The organism is Actinopolymorpha singaporensis (assembly GCF_900104745.1).
In the GTDB taxonomy this organism is placed as follows: domain Bacteria; phylum Actinomycetota; class Actinomycetes; order Propionibacteriales; family Actinopolymorphaceae; genus Actinopolymorpha; species Actinopolymorpha singaporensis.
Genome location: NZ_LT629732.1, coordinates 360,761 through 380,944, shown reverse-complemented (window position 1 = coordinate 380,944; position 20,184 = coordinate 360,761). Strand labels below are relative to the sequence as shown.

The following is a 20,184-nucleotide window of genomic DNA, read 5'->3' as shown; positions in this document are numbered from 1 at the left end:
TTCGTCCCATGACGCGTCCCTTGCTCGAGGTCATCGCCCTCGGAGTCGCCGACGCCGTGGCCGCGGAGGACGGCGGCGCGGACCGGGTGGAGCTGGTGACCGACATGGATGCCGACGGCCTGTCGCCGGAGCCGTCGGTGGTGGAGGAGATCCGGCGCCGTACGAACATCCCGCTCCGGGTGATGCTCCGCCTGTCCGACACCTTCGGCGCCACCGGTGCCGAGGTGGCCCGGCTGCGCGGGCTGGCCTCGTCGTACCTCTCGGCCGGCGCGGACGGCTTCGTCCTCGGCTTCCTCACCGGCACGCTGGAGATCGACCACGGGACCACCTGTGCGCTGGTCGAGGAGTTCCCCGACCGGCCATGGACGTTCCACCGCGCGGTCGACCACGCGCTCGAACCCGACCGGGCCTGGAGCGACCTTCGCCGGCTGCCGGGGCTCACCCACGTCCTCACCGCGGGTTCGCCGCGCGGTGTGGAGGCCGGCCTCGACGATCTGACCCGGCGGGCGAGGACCGACCCGTTCGCCACCGACCGGATCATGGCCGGTGGGGGTCTGCGGGCCGAGCACGTGCCGTGGCTGGCGCAGGCCGGGATCCGGGCGTTCCACGTCGGTACGGCGGTCCGGCCTGACCGTTCCTGGAAGGCGTACGTCGACGCGTCGTACGTCCGCGTCTGGCGCAGCCTGGTCGACGACGAGGTGGCCCGCGCACTGGACATGCTCTCCAGCGGAAGTGGGAGCGGGAGCGTGCCGGAGCTGTGACGCTGCTCCTCGACCCGCCGACCTGGCCCGCGCGCGGCACCGTCTGGTCGCATCTGGTGAGCGACCTGTCCTTCGAGGAGCTGCACGACTTCGCCCGCCGCTGCGGACTGCCCGAGAGCGGCTTCCACCGCGACCACTACGACGTACCGGAGGCGAGGTACGCCGAGGTGCTCGCGGCCGGCGCGGAGCCGGTGACGAGCCGGGAACTCGTGGCCCGGATCACCGCCGCCGGCCTGCGCCGCCGCAAGCCCCGGACGTAGCGCCCGCCTCGCGCGGGCGCCCCGCCGTACTCAGTCCAGCCTGCGGTAGTTGACACCGAGCGTGTCCAGCCGCGCGAGGTGCGGGCGCAGCCGATCCAGGAACGTGGTGTACTCCTCCACGCCGCCGGTCTCGTCCCGCCACACCGCCTCGGCGAACGCGCACACCCGCGGGAACAGCATGTACTCCGCGTGCTCGGGCGTCGGGACGTACTCCGTCCACAGCTGGCACTGCGCGCCCAGCACGTGCCGGGACGCCTCGGCGTCCAGTTCGCCGGGGATCGGCCGGTAGTCGTAGACCTTCTCCAGCGGGACGAAGCCGCCGATGGCCAGCGGCTCGGCGTCCTTGTCCTCGCTCTGGTAGTAGTCGAAGTAGACCGTCTGGCAGGGCGCCATCACCACGTCCAGCCCGCCGCGAGCCGCCTCGATGCCGCCCTCCTCGCTGCGCCACGACATGACCACGACGTCCTCGGGCAGGTTGGCCGGGCCGCCACCTTCGAGCACCTCGTCCCAGCCGACGAACCGCCGGCCCCTGTCGGCGAGGTGGGCCGCCATCTGCGCCGTGAACCACGCCTGCAGGGCGTTCTCGTCGGCCAGGCCGAGCGACCTCATGCGTTCCTGCGCGGCCGGGCTGACCTTCCACTCGGCCTTCGGACACTCGTCACCACCGCAGTGGATGAGCGGACTCGGGAAGAGGCTCATCACCTCGTCCAGGATGTCGCGGCAGAAGTCGAGGGTGGAGTCCTCGACGTTGAGCACCTGCTCGCTGATGCCCCATCGGGTCCAGACCTTCGCCGGCTTCAGGCCGTTGCCGAGTTCGGGGTAGGCGGCGATGGCGGCCAGCATGTGCCCCGGCATGTCGATCTCGGGTACGACGGTGACGAACCGCTCCTGCGCGTACGCCACGATCTCCCGGATGTCGTCCTGGGTGTAGTAGCCGCCGTGCGGCTTGCCGTCGAAGGTGAACTCGCTCTCCGGGCGGTGGGCGTGCCCGACGAGGGTCTCCGGACGGTACGCACCGACCTCGGTGAGGCGTGGGTACTTCTCGCTCGCGAGGCGCCAGCCCTGGTCCTCGGTGAGGTGGAAGTGGAAGACGTTCAGCTTGTGCAGTGCGAGCAGGTCGATCAGCTTGAGGACGAACTCCTTCGGCATGAAGTGCCGGGCCACGTCGAGCATCGTCCCGCGCCAGCCGAACCGCGGCCGGTCGACGACCGCGACTGCCGGGATCTCCCACTGCCGCTCCACCTTGGTGGCGGAGAAGATCTCCGCGGGCAGCAGCTGCCGCAGCGACTGGACGCCGTAGAAGACGCCGGACGGATCGCTGCCCGCGATCTCCACGCCCTCGGTTGTCACCGTGAGGCGGTAGGCCTCCGGCCCGACCAGGCTGTCGTCGACGCGCAGGGTGACCGCGGCGGGTGCGTCCGCCGACGCGTCGTCGAGCGCGAACCCGGTCGCGGGAGCCAGTGCGCGGCGCAGGGCGCGCGCGGCCTGCGCGGAGGCTTCGTCGGCGCGGACCGTGGCCGAGCTGGTCAGATGGAACGCGCCGTCGAGGCGCTCGAACTGCTGCGGCTTCGGAAGGATCACGATTCGGAGCCTAATGCCCGAACCTGACTGTGAACAGTCAGCTCAGCTCACTTCCGAGCAGCCGGTCAGGGTGCGGGAGTGAGCGCGGCCCGGGACGCCTCGACGGTGCCGCTGGTCGCCGTGGTCAGGCCGTAGCTGCTGGAAACCTTCTGCTCGTACGCCGGAATCCCGCCCAGGTCCTCCTCGTGCGCGGAGGCGACGGTGGCGGCGAGGTATGGCCACGGCGAGCGGCCACGCGGTGAGCCCAGCACCCACCACAGCGTGACGTACTTCTGCTCTCGGGTGACCCCGAGCAGGTGGCTGGCCTGGCTGATCGCGGCGTGGTACTTCAGGTACGCCACCCCCGGCTCGGCCACCCACGCGGGCGCGCCGGTCGACCGTACGCTGGGCCGCACCGGATAGCTGCCGTAGATCGTGGCGCGGTCCCCGCGCAGCACGGTGACCTGGCTGGAGGCGACCAGCGCGTCGTACGCCGCGCGCACCGGCACCTGGACCAGCCGCACCTCCGTCGTCTCCGCGCCCGCCTCCAGCCGGTCGCCCGGGCGAAGGGAGTCGAGCTGGCCGGCGCCGACCAGTTCGTACCCGCGAACCGTCGTGTCCCGGAGCAGCTGGGATCGCCCGGTGAGCAGTTCGGTCAGCCTGTCGGGCCGTCCGGCGTCCGGTGTGTAGCTGCCCAGTCGGCCGCTGACCTGGTACACCGTCCCGAGCACGTGCACCGGGACCGACCCGCGGTTCCGCACCGTGACCGAGAGCGGGACGAAGACCGTCCGGCGGTCCGGGGCGAGCCGCGGCGCCCCGAACTCCGCGCTGGCCGACACGCTGACCGGCAGCGCGAACGGCTGGTAGATCTGGGAGTACGCGAAGTTGACGACCGCGATCCCGGCGGTCAGCGCCACGCCCAGCGCGAACCTGCGCGGATAGGGGATCTGGCCCCAGATGTGCTCGCGGTGCAGGAGGCCGAGCGCCCACGCCGACCAGGCCAGCAGCGCCAGCCACAGCCAGAAGTTGGTGGCGAGTAACCACCGGCCGGGCATGGGTTCGTAGTCCCCGCTGGACACGCCGACGGCGATCAGCATGACCGCGGACAGGGCCACGGTGAGGACGCCGACCAGCATCGCCGCGCCGGAGTTGGCGACCCGTCTGCGGCCCCGGTAGTCGGTCACCGCGAGCGTGGCCACGCCGACCAGGACGGCGGCGAGCACCGCCAGCCCGCCGGTCAGCCGGCCCACGAAGGTCAGCGCACCCGGGATGTCGGCCAGCCCGATCCGGGCGAGGACGACGAACGCGGTGAGCAGGCCGGCCAGCAGGGCCAGGGTGGTGAGGGTGTCGGTGGTGAAGGTGCTGGTCAGGCGTCGCCGGCGCGCGCGGGCGGACATGGCCTCACCCCTACCCGCGGGGTCGCCGGGCGATGCCGTCGAGCGCGGCGACGGCTCACTCGTCGGGCAGGTCTGCCAGATCTTGCGGCCTGGTCAGCAGGATGAGCTCGGCCGCGAGGTTGTGGCGGGCGCGCTTCTCCCAGTAGGCCCGGCCGTACTCGGTGCCGAATAGGCGGTCGCGGGCGGCCAGGTCGGACAGGATCGCCGCCCGCCCCTCGCGGAACGCCTCGTCGGGCACGTGGGCGTACTCCGCGCGGACGTCGGAGACGTACACCGCGTAACGCTCCGGCGCGGTGGACAGGACTGCCAGGTCGGCGTCGCAGAGCACAGCGCCGTTCGGGTCGTCGGCGGCCGGGGCGTGGCCAGCGGTGAGCAGGACCAGCCGGGACACCTCCGCCGAGGTCGCGCCGTCCACGCCGCACCGGGCCAGCGCGCGCGTCGCCAGTTGCGCGGACGCCTCCTCGTTGTCGCTGCGGTGCGGGTCGTAGATCGCGTCGTGGAACCACCCGGCGAGCCGGACCGCGTCGGCCTGGCGGGCGAACTCGGCCAGGTGATCGATCCGGTCCAGTACCTCCGTCAGGTGCCGCAGGTCGTGGTAGCGGCGGGTGGGCTCGGCGTACCGCGCGAGCAGATCCCGGCCCACCGCCACCACCACCTCGTCCGCCGCGGGGGAACCGCCGGCGGCGCGGGTCACCGTCTCCGTCCAGCGCCACAGCAGGTCCGCCTCGTCGGCCACGGTGGGGCTCATCCGGCCGTCCTCATGCCGCCGTCCTCATTCCGCCGTCCTCATGCCGCCATCCTCACCCGGCCGAGCCCGTCCCGCCACAGCCGGTCCGCCCACACGCTCTCATCATCAGTCGATCAACGGGTTCCGGTCCGCCGCCGCGCCGATCACGTCGGCGGGTACCTCCCCCAGCGGGGTGAGCTGGCGGGGGAGGGGTTCGGCGTGTACGACCCGCAGGGAGGTCACAGCGCGGGTCAGGCAGACGTACAGCCGGCGCAGACCGGTAACCTCGTCGTGTTCCCCGGCGACGATCCGGGCCGGTTCGGCGAGGACCACGTGGTCGAACTCCAGGCCCTTCGCCAGGGACGCGGGTACGACGTCCAACCGGGCGTCGACGTCGCCTTCCTCACCCAGCTGGGCGTACGGCACGCCGGCCCGGTCCAGCGCGGCCCTCAGCGCGCCCACCTGGGCGTCGGCCACGATCAGCCCCACCGATCCCGGCCGGTCGAGGGCGGCGCGAACGCCGTCCACGGTGGCCGCGAGCGCGGCGGCCGGATCGGCGGCGGCGACAACTTCCAGGTCGCCCCGGGACCGGCGGACCGACGAGGGGGGAGTGAGCGTCGGCGCGATGTGGGGCAGCAGCCTGGCGGCGAAGGCGATCACGTCGGCGGGTACGCGGAAGCCCTTCGTCAGTTCCTCGACGTGGCCGTCCGGCTTGCCGAGGTGCGCGAGCGCCTCGTCCCAGGCCCGGGTCGCCCACGGCGTGGTCGCCTGGGCCAGGTCGCCCAGCACGGTGGCCGAACCCGTCGAGCAGCGCCGGCCCACGGCCCGCAACTGCATCGGCGACAGATCCTGCGCCTCGTCCAGGACGACGTGTCCCAGGCTCGGCGTGCGTTCGAGCAGGTCGGCCACCTCGTCGATCAGCACCGCGTCGGCCAGCGACCAGCGGGCCGACCCGGCCGAACGCGGCGGCCTGGCCCAGGCCAGCAGCGCCTGCTCGTCCTCGTCCAGCAGCCCGTCGGCGTGCTCGGCGAGGAACGCGGGTTCGGACAGCAGCCGGAAGACCAGCCGCACCGGGTCGATCGCCGGCCACACCTGGTCGGCGTACGCCCGGACCGGCCGGCTGCGGGCGACGGAGTTCTGTACGCGGTCGTCGGGTGAGTCGCCGTCGGCCTCCATCCGCAGCAGGACGGCATGCGCGAGGCGCTGCGGCAGGATCGTCCCCCCGGCGCCGTAGCGGACGCCGCGGTCACGGATACCTCCGAGGATCTCGCTGACCTCGTACGCCGGAACGCGGAACCGTCGGGCACCCCTCGGCACCACCAGGCCCTCGGCGGGGGCGCGCAGATGGCTCCAGACGGCGCGGCGCAGCACCTCCGCCAGCCGGGCGTCGCCCTTGAGCGTGGCGACGTCGGCGGGGTCCTCCGCCCGGATCCGCACCCGGCCGACGAGTTCGGGCAGTGTGCTCTGCCGGGCCTCGATCTCGCCGAGGGCGGGCAGCACGTCCCCGATGTAGCGGAGGAAGGAGTCGTTCGGCCCGACGACGAGGACCCCCTGGCGGCGGAGCTGGTCGCGGTGGGCGTAGAGCAGGAACGCCGCGCGGTGCAGACCGACGGCGGTCTTGCCCGTACCAGGTGCGCCCTGGACGCACACCGTGCCGGCCAGGTCGGCGCGGACGATGTCGTCCTGCTCGGGCTGGATGGTGGCCACGATGTCGCGCATCGGCCCCACGCGGGGCCGCTCGATCTCGGTCTCCAGGATCGAGCTGGCGGCGTCGGTCTCCGACCGGTCGGTGAGGTGTTCGTCCTCGTACGCCGTCAGGTCGGCGTGGTGGAAGCCGAACCGCCGCCGCAGCTGTACGCCCATCGGCGCGGACCTGGTGGCGCGGTAGAAGGGGCGGGACACTCCGGCGCGCCAGTCGACCACCATCGGGTCGCCCTCGGCGTCGGTGACGTGCCGGCGCCCGATGTAGAAGCGCTCGCCGCGGTGTGCGGAATGGGTGCGGCCGCGGGCGCCGGGGAGGTCCTCGGTGGGGCCGGCGCCGGGTGCGTAGTCGAGCCGGCCGAAGAACAACGGCGTGCTCGGGTCGTCGGCGAGGGAGCGGGCCCGGCGGTAGAGCGTGGCCTTGAGGTACTCGGTGGACACGGCGTTGCCGCCCTCGGCCTCCAGCGACTCGGTGCGTTCCCGCATGCGGCGCAGGGCGTCCCGGGACGCGGCGAGGTGGGCCTGTTCGGCAGTGAGCGGATCGGTGGTCGCGGCGGGATCGGTGGAGCCGGCGTGATCGGTGAAGTCGAGGGGATCCGCGCGGCTGGTATCGGGCGGCCCGAGGGTTTCGTGCGTGGGCATGGGGCGTCCTCCCGTGAAAACGGCCAGGCACGTTAACACGCGGACGCCGCCGGATCGACCGGTTTGTGGACGCCGGTCGGCCGGTTGGTGACGCCGTGCACGGGGCGCCTGGCCGACCTCGGACGAACCTGGAACTACACGCGTGTGGTTCGTACATGCGGGCTGTGGCCGTCTTGTCGAATGTGAAGCTGTGCGCGGTGAGTGCGGTTCCGGGTGCTCTCAGTGTCCGGTGTAGGTCCTGCACCACGTGTCACAGTCAGCTGTTTTCGCCGGGGGGACTCCTACGGGAAGGCGGATCGTGATCAGACCTGACCACCCATACCTGTCCGGTGTGCGGCGTTTCCTCCCGGCGACCGGCGGTCGGAGGGCCGCCCGCAGCCGGATCGTTCTCGCTCTCGCCCTCGCCGGGATGGTCGCGGGGACGAGTGCCGTGACCACGTCCGCCACCGTGGCGAACGCCGCGGTCGGCGCGACCACCCCCGCGTCCGAAGGTGTCCAGCCCGCCCGTGCCAGCGCCGCCCGGGTCGCAGCACTGACGAACGGCGCGACCCGGACCGTCGAGTACCGCGGGCTCAGGCTCACGGTGCCCGCCGGCTGGGCCGTCCACGACCTCGACCGCGACCCGCGTACCTGCGTGCGCTTCGACCGGGCCGCGCTCTACCTGGGTACGCCCGGTGCAGACCAGCGCTGCCCCGCCCGTGCGGTGGGCCGCACCGAGGCGATGCTGATCCAGCCGATCCAACCGGTCCGGCCGGCCGCGTCGGCGAAGGCCCCGGCCCGGCTGGGTGGCGGCGCCGCGGTTCGCAGGCTCGTTCCCGGCGCGGCGGCGCAGGTCGCCGCCGGCAGCAGCGCGGACCAGGAGGCGCACTTCGACCTGACCGGCACCGGGCTGGTCGCCACCGCGGCGTACGCCGACCGGCCGGCGCTGGTCGAGGCGATCCTCGCCGACGCGCGCTACGACGGTCCGAAGCGCTCGGGCGGTTCGAGGCTGTCGGTACGTTCCGGCGCGAAGGCCGGCCTGAGCGACCCGCCCTCGATGCCGGCCGGCTCGACCGCGACACGCTTCCGGGGTCTGGGGTTCGACACCTGCGCCGCTCCATCCGCGACGACCATGCGGGCGTGGCTGGCCTCGTCGTACCGCAGCGTCGGCATCTACATCGGCGGCGTCAATCGGGCCTGCCCGGACGGCAACCTGAGCGCCGGCTGGGTACGCACGGTCGCCGGGATGGGCTGGCATCTCACCCCGATCTACGTCGGCCGGCAGGCGCCGTGCGCGCGGCAGGGTGACCTCGGCCCGATCAGGTCCACCAACCCCGGTCAGCAGGGTGTGGACGCGGCGGAGGACGCGATCGGGGACGCGAAGCGGTTCGGGCTCTTCCCGGGCAGCACGATCTACAACGACATGGAGGGGTACGACACCCGCGACGCCGCCTGCCGCCGGATCGTCCTCGCGTTCCTCAACGGCTGGACCAAGCGGCTGCACGACAGCGGGTTCCTGTCCGGCGTCTACTCCAGCGCCTCGTCGGGGATCCGTGACCTGTCCAACGCCTACGTCTCCAACACCTTCGCCCGGCCGGACGTCATCTGGACCGCGCGCTGGGACGGCAGGGCCAGCGTGTGGGGTGAGCCGTACGTCGCCGACTCGAAGTGGTCGATGCACCAGCGGATCAAGCAGTATCGCGGCCCGCACACCGAGAGCTGGGGCGGCCGGCGGATCGAGATCGACAGCGACCGGGTCGACTCGTTGCAGGGGTCGGCGAAGTTCGTGCACGAGGTGATCTCCAGCGGCGACCTGGTGACGCGCAAGGGACCCGGTGCGGCCTATCCCGCCGTCGGCAGCCGCCGGTCGGGTACGAACGTCGGCGTGATCTGCCAGACCGCGGGAAGCCAGGTCGGCGCGACCAACGTGTGGGACCGCCTCGCCGACGGCACCTACGTCAGCGACCTGTACGTGAGTACGCCGAACAACCGCGGCTACTCCAGCCCCATCCCGAAGTGCCGGTACTCGTACATGGTGTGGACCGACGCGCTGCGGGTGCGGTCCGGCCCCGGGACGAACCACCCCCGGACCGGCCAGATCCTCTACGGCGGGATGGCGCACGTCCTGTGCCAGACCTCGGGAACGAAGGTCGGCAGGAGCGGGGTGTGGGACAAGCTGGACAACGGCGGCTGGATCTCCGACTGGTACACCACCGCGACCGGCCGGCCCGGGTACACCGCCACGATTCCGCGTTGCAGCTGAGGGCTGATCCGAGCCCGAGGACTGACAGGGGCCGCCCGGCGAACGTGCCGGGCGGCCCCTGTTCGGTTCGGGTCAGCCAGGCATCTCGCCGGAGAGCACGTCGTCGGCGTCGACAATGCGGTAGGCGTACCCCTGCTCGGCAAGGAAGCGTTGACGGTGCGCGGCGAAGTCCTGGTCGACGGTGTCCCTGGACACCACGGCGTAGAAGCGCGCGGCCCGCCCGTCGTGCTTGGGTCGCAGCAGCCGGCCGAGCCGCTGTGCCTCCTCCTGCCGGGACCCGAAGGTGCCCGAGACCTGGATGGCCACGGCCGCCTCGGGCAGGTCGATGGAGAAGTTCGCGACCTTGGACACCACCAACAGGTCGATCTCCCCACTGCGGAAAGCCTCGAACAGCCGCTGGCGTTCGCGGACGGTCGTCTCACCCTTGATGATCGGTGCGTCCAGGCGGGCGGCGAGCTCGTCGAGCTGGTCGATGTACTGTCCGATCACCAGCGTGGGTTCGCCGCGATGCTGCTCGGCCAGCCTGCAGACCACCCGGGCCTTGGTGTCGGTCGTGCACGCGAGGCGGTAGCGCTCGTCGACGTCGGCAGTGGCGTAGGTGATGCGCTCGCTGTCGGTGAGGGTGACCCGGACCTCCACACAGTCGGCCGGCGCGATCCAGCCCTGGGACTCGATGTCCTTCCAGGGCGCGTCGTAGCGCTTCGGCCCGATCAGGGAGAACACGTCGCCCTCCCGGCCGTCCTCGCGTACGAGCGTCGCTGTCAACCCCAGCCTGCGCCGGGCCTGCAGGTCGGCGGTCATCCGGAAGATCGGCGCCGGCAGCAGGTGCACCTCGTCGTAGAGCACCAGGCCCCAGTCGCGCGCGCCGAACAGCTCCAGGTGGGTGTAGGCGCCCTTACGCCGCGACGTCATCACCTGGTACGTGGCAATGGTGACCGGCCGGATCTCCTTGCGGGCACCGGAGTACTCACCGATCTCGTCCTCGGTCAGGGACGTGCGGCGGATCAGCTCGTCCTTCCACTGCCGTGCGGACACGGTGTTGGTGACCAGGATCAGCGTGGTCGCCTTCGCGTGCGCCATCGCGGCCGCGCCGACCAGCGTCTTGCCGGCGCCACAGGGGAGTACGACGACGCCGGAACCCCCGTGCCAGAAGGCGTCCGCGGCCTGCTGTTGGTAGGGCCGCAGCGACCAGCCGTCCTCGACCAGGTCGATCTGGTGTGCCTCGCCGTCCACGTAGCCCGCGGTGTCCTCGGCCGGCCAGCCGAGCTTGAGCAAGGCCTGCTTGACGTGGCCGCGTTCGGAGGGGTGCACTGCCACCGTGTCGGGGTCGATGCGCGCACCGAGCATCGGCTTCAGCTTCGCGCTGCGCAGCACCTCCTCCAGCACCGGGCGGTCGGTGGTGACCAGGACCAGGCCGTGCGAGGGGTGGTTGTCCAGCCGCAGCCGGCCGTAGCGGGCCATGGTGTCGGCGATGTCCACCAGGAGTGCGTGGGGTACGGCGTACCGGCTGAACCGTAGCAGCGTGTCGACGACCTGCTCGGCGTCGTGCCCGGCGGCGCGGGCGTTCCACAGGCCGAGCGGGGTGAGGCGGTAGGTGTGGACGTGCTCGGGAGCGCGTTCGAGCTCGGCGAACGGTGCGATCGCCTTGCGCGCCTCGTCCGCCGCGGGATGCCCCACCTCCAGCAGCAGGGTCTTGTCGGACTGGACGATCAACGGTCCGTCGTTCACGAGGTCTCCGGGTGGGGCGTCGGGGGTTTCACTCCAGTGTCCAACCGTGGGCAAGTCCGCGGTGTTCCGCCGGGGATCATGGAGCAGTCGCCGCCCGGCGGCGGGCCCGGAACGCCGCGACGTTGGCCCGCGAGGAGCACCGGTCGGAGCAGTAGCGGCGGGAACGGTTGGGCGAGGTGTCGACAAACACCTGGCCGCACCGGTCCGCCTGGCACTCGCCCAGCCGGTCCGGGCCCAGGTCGCAGACCACGATCGCCAGCCCCATCAGCCCTTCCGCTGCGAGGGTTTCGGCGACCGAGGACCGGCGTTCGGCGACGTGCAGGTGCAGGCCCTGTCCGCCGTGACCGGAGATGAACGGCGACACCGGGTGGCGGGCGAGGAGGTCGTTCAGCCGCTCGACCACCCGGTCCGCGCCGTCACCGGCCTCCGGGTCCTCGGCGAACACCGGCCGGAGGTCGCGACGCAGCCGGCGCAGCGTGCGGACGTCGGCGGCGCTGACGCGTTCGGCCAGCCAGGGCCGGTCGGCGAGCAGGGCCCGCAGGTCGTCCTCGTCCTCCAGCGGTGCGTTGACCATGGTCGCCGCCCGCTCGGCGTAACGGAGAAAGTCCACTTGTGCACCTTACTCCCCACCTCTAGGGTGTAACCGACATCAGCCATGGATGACTATTACTCCAGTCCTGAAATGCGAGGAACGGTTCACGGCGCTGCTCGACGTCGTGGAGGCGGCTCGCGGCCAGAAGCCGCGGGTACTCGACCTGGCCTGCGGCACCGCCTCGATCACCGGCCGGCTGCTGGCCCGGCTGCCCGGCGCCACCAGCGTCGCGGTCGACCTCGACCCCGCGCTGCTCCGGATCGCCGCGGGCACCCACGCCGGAGACCAGCGGGTGCGGATCGTGCGCGCCGACCTCGGCACGCCGGACTGGGTGCGGGCGGTCACCAACGCTGTCACCGACGCGGTGCCTGCCACCGCCCCCGGCGCCGAAGGTGGCGGCTTCGACGCGGTGCTCACCGCCACCGCGCTGCACTGGCTGACCCCCGAACGCCAGCGCGCGCTGTACGCCGAGGTGGCCGGACTACTCGTGCCGGGCGGGGTGTTCTGCAACGCCGACCACATGCCCGACCCGGGCCTGCCGGAGCTGACCGGCCGGCTGGGCCGATGGCGGGACGCCCGCCGGGCGAGCCTGTATGCCGAGAAGTCCGCGCCGTCGTGGTCGGAGTGGTGGGACGCCGCGCGGTCGGCTCCCGAACTCGCCGACGCGGTGGCCGAACGCGACACGATCTTCGCCGGCTCGCACGGCAGCGCGGAGTCCTCGCCGCCGTACACCACCCATCTGGACTACCTGCGTGCCGCGGGGTTCGCCGAGGTCGGGCTGGTCTGGCGCGGGCTGACCGACGCGGCCTTCGCCGCCGTCCGCTGAACGGGACCGTCGGCGCGACCGCTGCCGGGAGCACCGACCGGCCGTACGAGCGACGCCGGTGACCAGGGTGCCGCGGACCGGATAGCGTGCGGGGCATGCTGGCCCGTGATCTGGTCGAGGACTATCCGTCGGTCGACGTCGGCGCCGACGCCGTGGAGGCCGCCCGGCTGATGGGCGAGCACCGGCTGCCCGGGCTGGTGGTGACCGGCGAGGGCGGCCGCCCGATCGCGGTACTGCCCGCCTCGCAGGTGGTGCGGTTCGTCATTCCGGGGTACATCCAGGAAGACCCCTCGCTGGCGCGCGTCCTGGACGAGCGGGCGGCCGACCGGATCGTCAACGAGCTCGCCGGCCGCCGGGTCGGAGATTTGCTGCCGCCGCGGACGAAGGATCTCCCGGTCCTTCACGGAGACGACACGGTGCTGGAACTCGCGGCGGTGATGGCCCGGCTACGTTGCCCGCTGGTCGCCATCGTCGACGACGACCGGGTGCTGGGCGTGGTCACCGCGTCCAGGCTGCTGTCGCTCTGCCTGCACGCCACATGAGCGTGTGGATCGCGGTCGCTGCGTTCGTCGTCGCCTACACCCTGATCGCCACCGAACGAGTTCCCCGGCTGGCCGCCGCGCTCGGCGGGGCGGGTGTCGTACTCGCCCTCGGGATCGTGGGCGCGCACGACGTCTTCTACTCGCCGGAGAGCGGCATCGACTGGAACGTCGTGTTCCTGCTCCTCGGCATGATGATCATCGTCGGGGTGCTCCGCCAGACCGGCGTCTTCGAGTTCCTCGCCATCTGGGCGGCCAAACGCGCGCGGGGGCGGCCCTACCGCGTCCTGGTGCTGCTGTGCCTGCTGACCGCGGTGGCCTCGGCGCTGCTGGACAACGTGACGACCGTCCTGCTGATCGCGCCGGTCACCATTCTGGTGTGCCAGCGGATCGGCGTTCGTCCCGAACCCTTCCTCGTCGCCGAGGTGCTCGCCGCCAACATCGGCGGCACGGCGACGCTGGTCGGTGACCCGCCGAACATCATCATCGCCAGCCGCGCGGGCCTCACGTTCAACGACTTCCTCACCAACCTGGCGCCGTTCATCGTGGTGCTGCTGGTGGTGTTCCTCGGCTTGTGCAGGTGGCTGTTCCGGCACGCCTTCGAGGCCGACCCCGAACGCGTGGCCGAGGTGATGTCGCTGTCCGAACGCGAGGCGATCAACGACGTCCCCCTGCTGCGCCGCTCGCTCGTTGTGCTCGCGGGCGTCCTCCTCGGCTTCGTGCTCCACCCCGTCCTGCACGTCGAACCCTCGATCGTCGCGCTGCTCGGTGCCGGGGTGCTGGTACTGGTCAGCGGACTGTCGTCCGGCGCCTACCTGGAGGAGGTCGAGTGGGAGACGCTGGTCTTCTTCATGGGCCTGTTCGTCATGGTCGGCGCCCTGGTGAAGGTCGGCGTGATCGACACCATCGCGACCTGGATGGCGGAGGCCACCGGGGGGAAGCCCGCGTTGGCGATCGGCGTACTCCTGGTCGGGTCGGCACTGCTGTCGGCGATCGTCGACAACATCCCGTTCGTGGCGACCATGGCGCCGGTGGTCGCCGAGCTCACCGGGCCGCACGGTCCGCTCGCCGGGCATACCGGCCTGTGGTGGGCGCTCGCGCTGGGTGCGGACCTCGGCGGCAACGCCACCGCCGTCGGCGCGAGCGCGAACGTCGTCGCCCTCGGCATCGCCAAACGCAACGGCTTCCCGATCAGCTTCTGGGAGTTCACGAAGTACGGAGCGCTGGTCGCCGCGATCTCGGTGGTGCTGGCACTGCCGTACCTCCTGCTCCGCTACACCTGAGCGGCGCCGGGGACGCTGGGGGCGCCGGCGGACCGGCCGTCGTACGGGCGGGTGAGGTGCACGTGCCAGGCTTGACCGTGATGAACGCGACCCCGACCTCCGACTCCCCGCCGTCGCCCCAACCGTCGACCGTGCCGTCGTCCCAGCCGGCGACGCAGCAGTCCGCGGCCGTGCCCGATCCGGCGGGCGGCCCCGAGTCCGCCGCCGCACCCGAGCGGTGCCGAGCGGTGATCTGCGACCTGGACGGCACCGTCTACCTGTCCGGCCGGCCGGTGCCGGGCGCGGTGGAGGCCCTGGCCCGCCTGCGCGACGGCGGCGTACGGGTGCTGTTCGTCTCAAACAACCCGCTGCGCGACCCCATGTCGTACGCCGAACGCCTGACCGGGCTCGGCATCCCGGCCACCACCGACGACGTCCTCACCTCCGGTGTGGTGATGGGGCGCTGGCTCGCCGAGGAAACTCCCGGCGCGAAGGTCTACCTGCTCGGTGAGGAGAGCCTGCGCCGCGAGCTCACCGCCGCGGGTGCGGTGCTGGTGGACTCCGGCGACCAGGCCGAGGTGGTGGTGGCGTCGTTCGACCGGACGTTCCGGTACGAGACGTGGCTGGAGGCGTTTCGCGCGCTGCGGGCCGGAGCGCGGTTCGTGGCCACCAACCCCGACCCGACCTGCCCGGTCGAGGGCGGCGAGGTGCCCGACTGCGGTGGCATCATCGCGGCCCTGGAGGCGACCACCGGGCGCCGGGTGGAGGCGGTGGCCGGCAAGCCGTCACCGCTCATGCTGGCCGCGGCGCTCGACCGCCTCGGCTGTTCCCCCGCGGAGGTCGTCGTGGTCGGCGACCGGCCGGGCACCGACATCGAACTCGGCCGCCGCGGCGGCGTGGCGACGGCACTGGTGCTCACCGGCATCACCGACCATGCTGCCGCCGCGGCACTGCGGCCGGCGCCGACGTTCGTGCTGGACAGCATCGCCGCGCTTCCGGACGCGCTGCTCGGCCAGGGCAAGGGCGCGTAGGGTCCCGGGAGGGACCCTGACCGCGGGGCTCACAACTCCGAGCGCAGCGGCCAGGCGTTGGCCACGCAGGAGCCGACACTCTTGGTCTGCTGCATCATCACCGGAGCCGGCCTGCCCGGACCCGGGCAGGTGGCGTGGCTCTCGCCGAGTGCGTGCCCGACCTCGTGGTTGAGGACGTACCGGCGGTACTTCAGGACGTCACCGTGGAAGGCCGGGACGCCGCCCGCCCACCGGCGGGCGTTGATGGCCACGTGGTCGCCCATCCGGCAGGAGAGTTCTCCGCCGGTGCCCAGCGGCGCGCAGAGCCCGTCGGTGGTGTCGGGTGACGCGACGACGATGCGCAGGTCGTACTCCTTACCGGAGACGCGTTCGAACCTGGCCCGGCCCGCGGCGGCCCAGCTGCGCGGGTCGGCGAGCGTCGCGTCGACGACGCGGGCGACGTCGGCCGGGCGCCAGGGCAGGGAGTCCTCCACCTCGACCCGGTAGCGCACGACCCGGCCGGACCCGAACGGCCCGGTGTGTCCCGGCGCCGCCACCAGCACACCCGACCCGTGCTGTGCGACAGCCACCGGGTTCGGAGTGTCCTCGGGCGCCGGCCGCGCGGTCCCCGGCGACGGTGAGGTACGACCGTCGCTGCGGGAGATGCGGTCCGGCGCGCCGCGCAGGGCCGACCGGACTCCCTCCGACGCGACGTTGCCGTCGGAATCACCGGAATCATCGGAATCATCGGAACGGGAGCCGCCGGAGCTGTTCGGGTCGCCGGTTCCGGCGCGCTCACCGCTGGTCCTGTCCGCCGCGTCGAGCATCCGCGCGGCTGCGTTCCGGTCGAACGGATTCGTCGGCGCCAGGCCGCTCCAGCCGGCGATCAGGGCGACCGCGACCACCGAGGCCGACGCGAGCACGGTGAGTGATCGCCGTAGGCGTCGGCGTCGCTGGAGCCGCCACTCCTTACGACTGACCATCTACGTCCGGCTCCCCTTCGTTCGAACCAGGGGAACCCTAGTGGACCTCTGCTCGGCGCAGGCCGACTAGTCGACCGGTGCCGCGCCGGTGATGCGGTGCAACGCGAAAGTGCGCGCCTCACCGGCAGCATGGTCGTACGCCGTGAGCCAGCCACCGTCGATGCGTACCGGATCGACGATGCGGTCCAGGGCACCCCCCTGCTGGTCGACATACCCCATCCACACCGACCAGCCACCTGCCAGCGCGGCTCGCAGGACGTCGACGGCCTCACCCGATGGTGTCCGACGAAGCTGTCCGACAGTCGCACCCGCCGGCCGCGAAGCGCGTGCACGGTCACCGGCCCGGACCGCGCGGACCGCTGCGGCCAGCACCTCGGGTTCGGGCGTACGGGAACCCGCCGTGACCGGCGCGCGCTGCGGCGTTTCTGCCGTACGCCCGACTCTGGTCTCGCTGAGCATCAGCGCACCGTCGGCGGTCTCGGGGACCGGCGAGAAGCCGAGCGAGCGGAGCTCGTCGACCAGGGCGCGCACGGGTTGCCGGGCGACCACGACGGTCGGCGCGATCCGGCGCAACCCGAGGGCGGCCGTACGGCGGTCGGCGAGTACGGCGTCCAGCAGCGCCGGGTCGTCGCAGCGCAGGTAGGCCGTCGCGGACCCGGCCCGCAGGTGACCGTGCCGGCGGGCGACGTCGTCAACGAGGTAGGACAGCGGCTGGGGCACCGGAGTCGCGGAATGGTGGACGAGGAGCTCGTGGAGCTCGGCGGCGGTCCTCCCGGCGTCCAGGGCACGGCGTACGGAGGTCTCGGTGAAGCGGTAGACGGTGGCGCCGCCGTGCGACTCCGCGTCCGCCATCGCGGCCAGCGACCGGGCGAGGTCCGGCCGCAGCGGCCCGGGCGCGACGGCGGTGAGGTCGGCCTGCAGGAGTACGTGGTCGACGGGTGCGGGAAGGTGTGGGCCGAGTTCGGCGGCCGCCGCCTCCTCGGCGGACGCGGCACTGGACGCGGCACCCGACACCAGCGCCCGCCCGTGCCCGGCCAGCGCGCCGAGTCCGGTGACGCCCCACGCCGACGCCTCCTCCAGGGTCCAGGCGACGAGCTGTTCCACGAACGCCGTCATCCGCCGGGGACGCCGCCAGCGCACCCACGCGGTGACGGCCTCGGTGCTCGGCGCCGTACCCGCGGCGGGATCGGCCAGCGCGGCGAGCACCAGCCGGCGGATGCCGGGGGCGACGGAGCGTTCCAGCTCGGCCGACAGCGCCTGCCGCGGGCGGTCGCGTTCGTCCCGGGTGCCGACCAGGGCGGGTACGCGCGGAGAGTCCAGCCAGGCCGTGGCCAGGCGGGCCCAGCGGTGCTCGGTGTCCAGGGCGAGCCAGGTGTCGTACGCCGGTGTCGGCAGCCAGGAGTCGTCCTCGCCGACGGCCACCAGGCCGGCCGCGAACGCCGTCTCCAGCAACAGCGCCGCGCTCGGCTCGGACACGCCGAGGACGCCGGCGGTGCGCCGCAGGTCGCGCACGCCGAGGCCACCCGCGCGCAGCACCGGCGGCGGGTCCGCGCCCCAGGCGTCCAGCAGCTGCTCGACCTGCCGTACGACCTCCAGCGTGGTGCCGGCCGCGGTGCGGTCGACCAGCGCGGGGTCGCGACTCGGGCCGTCCAAGGTGGGCGGCGCCAGTTGCTCGGCCGGGTAGAGCCGCCCTCCGCGCAGGTGCAGGCCGACCTCGCGCGGCAGCACCACCGACCGCGCGTCCGCCGCGTTGAGCAGGCCGCGGGCCCGCAACCGCTCGACGGGAGTACGAGCGGTCTCCACCGTGACGGGCCGGTCGGCGGCGGTCACGATCCCTACGGGTGGCCCGGCGGCGAGTCGTTCGGCCACCGCCCGGGCCTCCGGTCCCGCCTCGGCCAGCAACGCGGCGATCCGTTCGCCGTCGGCGAGGTCGTCGTGCTCGGCGGGTGGGCCGAGACCCGCGGGGTAGGGGCCGAGCAGGTCCGCGAGGGCGACGGGTACCTCCAGGGCGTCCCTGGGACCCCACACCAGAGCGAGCCCGCGCAGCTGCGCCAAGGTCGCCTTGACACGAGGGTCCGGAAGGCCGGCCAGCGCGCGGACCTCGGCCTCGGAGGCCGGCCGGGGGAGTACGACGAACGCCTCGAGCACCGCGAGTGCCCGCCGGTCGAGCTGGTCGAGTGTGCGGGCCAGCGAGCTGCGGGTGGTGGAACGCGTCGCAAGCTGCGCGAGGTCGGACGGCAGCGGCGTCATCAGGTCGGGGCGGTTGCGGAACAGTTCCGCGAGCGCGTCGTCGTCGAACCCGCGCAGCGTCTCGGGCAGCGTCGCGGGGCGCGAGGTGGATCTGGGCATCACCTCAACCGTAGAGCGCGGCGCAAGCGAGGCGCGTTCGGCGTGGCGTACGGCACCTTCGGCCGCTCGTCCGGCCCGGCGAGCCCTACTCAGGTCGTAGCAGGGTCCCGACCATCGGGCGACGCCCCGGGCGGGTTCGGACCGGCAGGATCGAAGCCGTGGATGATCGGCACCTCGCGCACGGACCCTGGGCCACCCTGAGCACCCCGCCAGGGTCCCGCGCGGTCGTTCCCTGATGTGGGCCGACCGTCCCAGGCGGCAGCCTGGAACCTGCTCGACGTCCGTCCCGCCCGCACGAATCACCCGGTCCGTGCGGCCCGTGCCGATGATTGACATCCGTCCCGTTCAGGTAGGAGACGACCGGTGACCACTCTCGCCCCGGTGCCCGTCCCGGCCCGTGCGACCCCACGTGCCCCGGGCACGGACGCGCGGCCGCGCCGTGACCTGCCCGCGGGCCGGGTCGCGGTGGCGGACCGGACGCCGACGCCGGTCCGCCCGTCCAGCCTCGATCCCGTTCCTTCTGCTCCCGTCCCCGCCTCGTCCGCTGCTCCCGCGACCGTCGCGCCGGAGCGCCGGGCCGGGCTCCGGTTCTCCTGGCAGCCGCGCCAGGTCCTGCTGCTGGCTGCGGTCGCGGCGCTGGTCGGCTGGCTCGCCTACGACAACCGGCACGCGATCGACCTCGGGCTGTGGCGTTCGCAGCTGAACCTCTGGTGGGCGGGCCTCGCGGTGTTCGGCGTGGTGGTCACCCTCGCCGGCAACGCGTGGAACCTCATGGGTGCGAGCCCGGTGCGGTTGCGCTTCGGTGCGACGTTCGGTGCACAACTGGCCGGCTCGCTGGTCCGGATCGTGTCACCGGCGGCGGTCGGCTCGGCCGCGGTCAACGTGCAGTACCTCCGCCGCGCCGGCGTCGGCACCTCCGCCTCGGTCGGCACCGTCTCGGTGGCCCAGAGCGTGCAGGTGCTCCTGGCGCTGTTCCTGCTCCCACCGGTGGCGTACGCCGCCAACACCGACGTCGATCTCCTGCGCGGGGACGTGGAGCGGTTTGCTCCGTACGTCGCCGGCGGCCTGGCCGTCCTCGTGGCGGTCGGCGTCGTCCTCCTGCGCCGGTCGGCCCGGCTCACCCGCCGGGCGCGCGGGCTGGTGAAGGAGCTCACCAGGTCGCTGCGCACGATGGCCGCGCACCCGGTGCGGGCGCTGGTCAGCCTGACCGGTGCCGTCCTCATCTCCGCCGGCCTGATCACCGCGCTGTGGGCGTCGGTGCACTCCTTCGGCGGTCACCTCGGGATCCTCACCGTCGCCGCCGTCCTCCTCCTCGGCACCAGCGCCGGCAACGCCGTCCCGGTGCCGGGCGGCCTCGGCACCGTCGACGCCGCGCTGGCCGCCGCCCTCGCCGCGACCGGCGTGGGGCTTGCGGTGGCGCTGCCCGCGGTCGCGTTGTTCCGCCTGGTCACGCTGTGGCTGCTGCTGCCGGCGGGCGCGGTGAGCGTCGGCGTGATGCGCCGCCGCGGGCTGTTGTGAACGACATCACCGGGGTCCCTCGAACGGATGTGCGTACGGGCGTACCCGTCGGGTAGGAAGGACAGGTATCGACCAGTTCCGAGCACG

Annotated in this window: 16 protein-coding genes; 8 read left to right on the top strand and 8 right to left on the bottom strand. The window is 72.9% G+C overall.

Annotation, left to right across the window (positions count from 1 at the left end; translation table 11 throughout):
- Positions 1-8: 8 nt before the first annotated feature.
- Together BLU27_RS01725 and BLU27_RS01720 are read left to right on the top strand one after the other, a co-directional pair.
- The gene (locus tag BLU27_RS01725) at positions 9-761 is read left to right on the top strand and encodes a copper homeostasis protein CutC (protein ID WP_092649921.1); all 753 of its coding nucleotides are present in this window, start codon (positions 9-11) and stop codon (positions 759-761) included.
- Positions 758-1,021 (top strand): DUF4031 domain-containing protein, encoded by a 264-nt coding sequence (locus tag BLU27_RS01720; protein WP_092649919.1) that lies wholly within the window; start codon positions 758-760, stop codon positions 1,019-1,021. The genes BLU27_RS01725 and BLU27_RS01720 overlap by 4 nt, the downstream gene beginning before the upstream one ends.
- A 30-nt stretch (positions 1,022-1,051) precedes the next feature.
- On the opposite strand, the gene BLU27_RS01715 is transcribed toward BLU27_RS01720, so the two are convergent.
- The 4 genes from BLU27_RS01715 to BLU27_RS01700 all read right to left on the bottom strand — a co-directional run bounded on the left by BLU27_RS01715 (position 1,052) and on the right by BLU27_RS01700 (position 7,048).
- Complete coding sequence (locus BLU27_RS01715; RefSeq protein ID WP_092649917.1) at positions 1,052-2,602, bottom strand: beta-N-acetylhexosaminidase; 1,551 nt, start codon at positions 2,600-2,602, stop codon at positions 1,052-1,054.
- 65 nt (positions 2,603-2,667) lie between these two features.
- Entirely contained in the window at positions 2,668-3,978 is a 1,311-nt protein-coding gene (locus tag BLU27_RS01710) for a hypothetical protein (protein WP_092649915.1), read from the bottom strand.
- Positions 3,979-4,033: 55 nt separating this feature from the next.
- Positions 4,034-4,726 (bottom strand): HD domain-containing protein, encoded by a 693-nt coding sequence (locus BLU27_RS01705; protein ID WP_092649913.1) that lies wholly within the window; start codon positions 4,724-4,726, stop codon positions 4,034-4,036.
- A gap of 105 nt (positions 4,727-4,831) precedes the next feature.
- Entirely contained in the window at positions 4,832-7,048 is a 2,217-nt protein-coding gene (locus tag BLU27_RS01700; protein ID WP_157728148.1) for a HelD family protein, read from the bottom strand.
- A gap of 298 nt (positions 7,049-7,346) precedes the next feature.
- On the opposite strand from BLU27_RS01700, the gene BLU27_RS01695 reads away from it, so the two are divergent.
- Positions 7,347-9,290: a glycoside hydrolase domain-containing protein gene (locus BLU27_RS01695; protein WP_157728147.1), complete on the top strand. Its 1,944-nt coding sequence runs from the start codon at positions 7,347-7,349 to the stop codon at positions 9,288-9,290.
- 72 nt (positions 9,291-9,362) lie between these two features.
- On the opposite strand, the gene BLU27_RS01690 is transcribed toward BLU27_RS01695, so the two are convergent.
- Entirely contained in the window at positions 9,363-11,018 is a 1,656-nt protein-coding gene (locus BLU27_RS01690; protein WP_092649909.1) for a DNA repair helicase XPB, read from the bottom strand.
- Positions 11,019-11,094: 76 nt separating this feature from the next.
- Entirely contained in the window at positions 11,095-11,628 is a 534-nt protein-coding gene (locus BLU27_RS01685; RefSeq protein ID WP_197681634.1) for a CGNR zinc finger domain-containing protein, read from the bottom strand.
- 49 nt (positions 11,629-11,677) lie between these two features.
- Between BLU27_RS01685 and BLU27_RS01680 the strand changes: the two genes are divergently transcribed.
- From BLU27_RS01680 to BLU27_RS01665, 4 genes are all read left to right on the top strand, one after another.
- The gene (locus BLU27_RS01680; protein WP_092649907.1) at positions 11,678-12,436 is read left to right on the top strand and encodes a class I SAM-dependent methyltransferase; all 759 of its coding nucleotides are present in this window, start codon (positions 11,678-11,680) and stop codon (positions 12,434-12,436) included.
- A gap of 95 nt (positions 12,437-12,531) precedes the next feature.
- Entirely contained in the window at positions 12,532-12,978 is a 447-nt protein-coding gene (locus BLU27_RS01675) for a CBS domain-containing protein (protein ID WP_092649905.1), read from the top strand.
- Complete coding sequence (locus BLU27_RS01670; RefSeq protein WP_092649903.1) at positions 12,975-14,258, top strand: ArsB/NhaD family transporter; 1,284 nt, start codon at positions 12,975-12,977, stop codon at positions 14,256-14,258. Before BLU27_RS01675 ends, BLU27_RS01670 begins: the two co-directional genes overlap by 4 nt.
- A gap of 80 nt (positions 14,259-14,338) precedes the next feature.
- Entirely contained in the window at positions 14,339-15,268 is a 930-nt protein-coding gene (locus BLU27_RS01665) for an HAD-IIA family hydrolase (protein ID WP_092649901.1), read from the top strand.
- 29 nt (positions 15,269-15,297) lie between these two features.
- Here BLU27_RS01665 and BLU27_RS01660 read toward each other — a convergent pair whose 3' ends face one another.
- Both BLU27_RS01660 and BLU27_RS01655 read right to left on the bottom strand, forming a co-directional pair.
- Positions 15,298-16,230, bottom strand: coding sequence for a DUF3152 domain-containing protein (locus BLU27_RS01660; RefSeq protein WP_092649899.1), 933 nt, complete (start codon positions 16,228-16,230; stop codon positions 15,298-15,300).
- Positions 16,231-16,296: 66 nt separating this feature from the next.
- Complete coding sequence (locus tag BLU27_RS01655; protein WP_092649897.1) at positions 16,297-18,579, bottom strand: helicase-associated domain-containing protein; 2,283 nt, start codon at positions 18,577-18,579, stop codon at positions 16,297-16,299.
- Between the two features lie 363 nt (positions 18,580-18,942).
- Between BLU27_RS01655 and BLU27_RS01650 the strand changes: the two genes are divergently transcribed.
- Positions 18,943-20,097 carry a lysylphosphatidylglycerol synthase transmembrane domain-containing protein gene (locus BLU27_RS01650; RefSeq protein WP_092649895.1) on the top strand — a complete coding sequence of 385 codons (1,155 nt, stop codon included), beginning with the start codon at positions 18,943-18,945 and terminating at the stop codon, positions 20,095-20,097.
- The last annotated feature ends 87 nt before the right edge of the window (positions 20,098-20,184 follow it).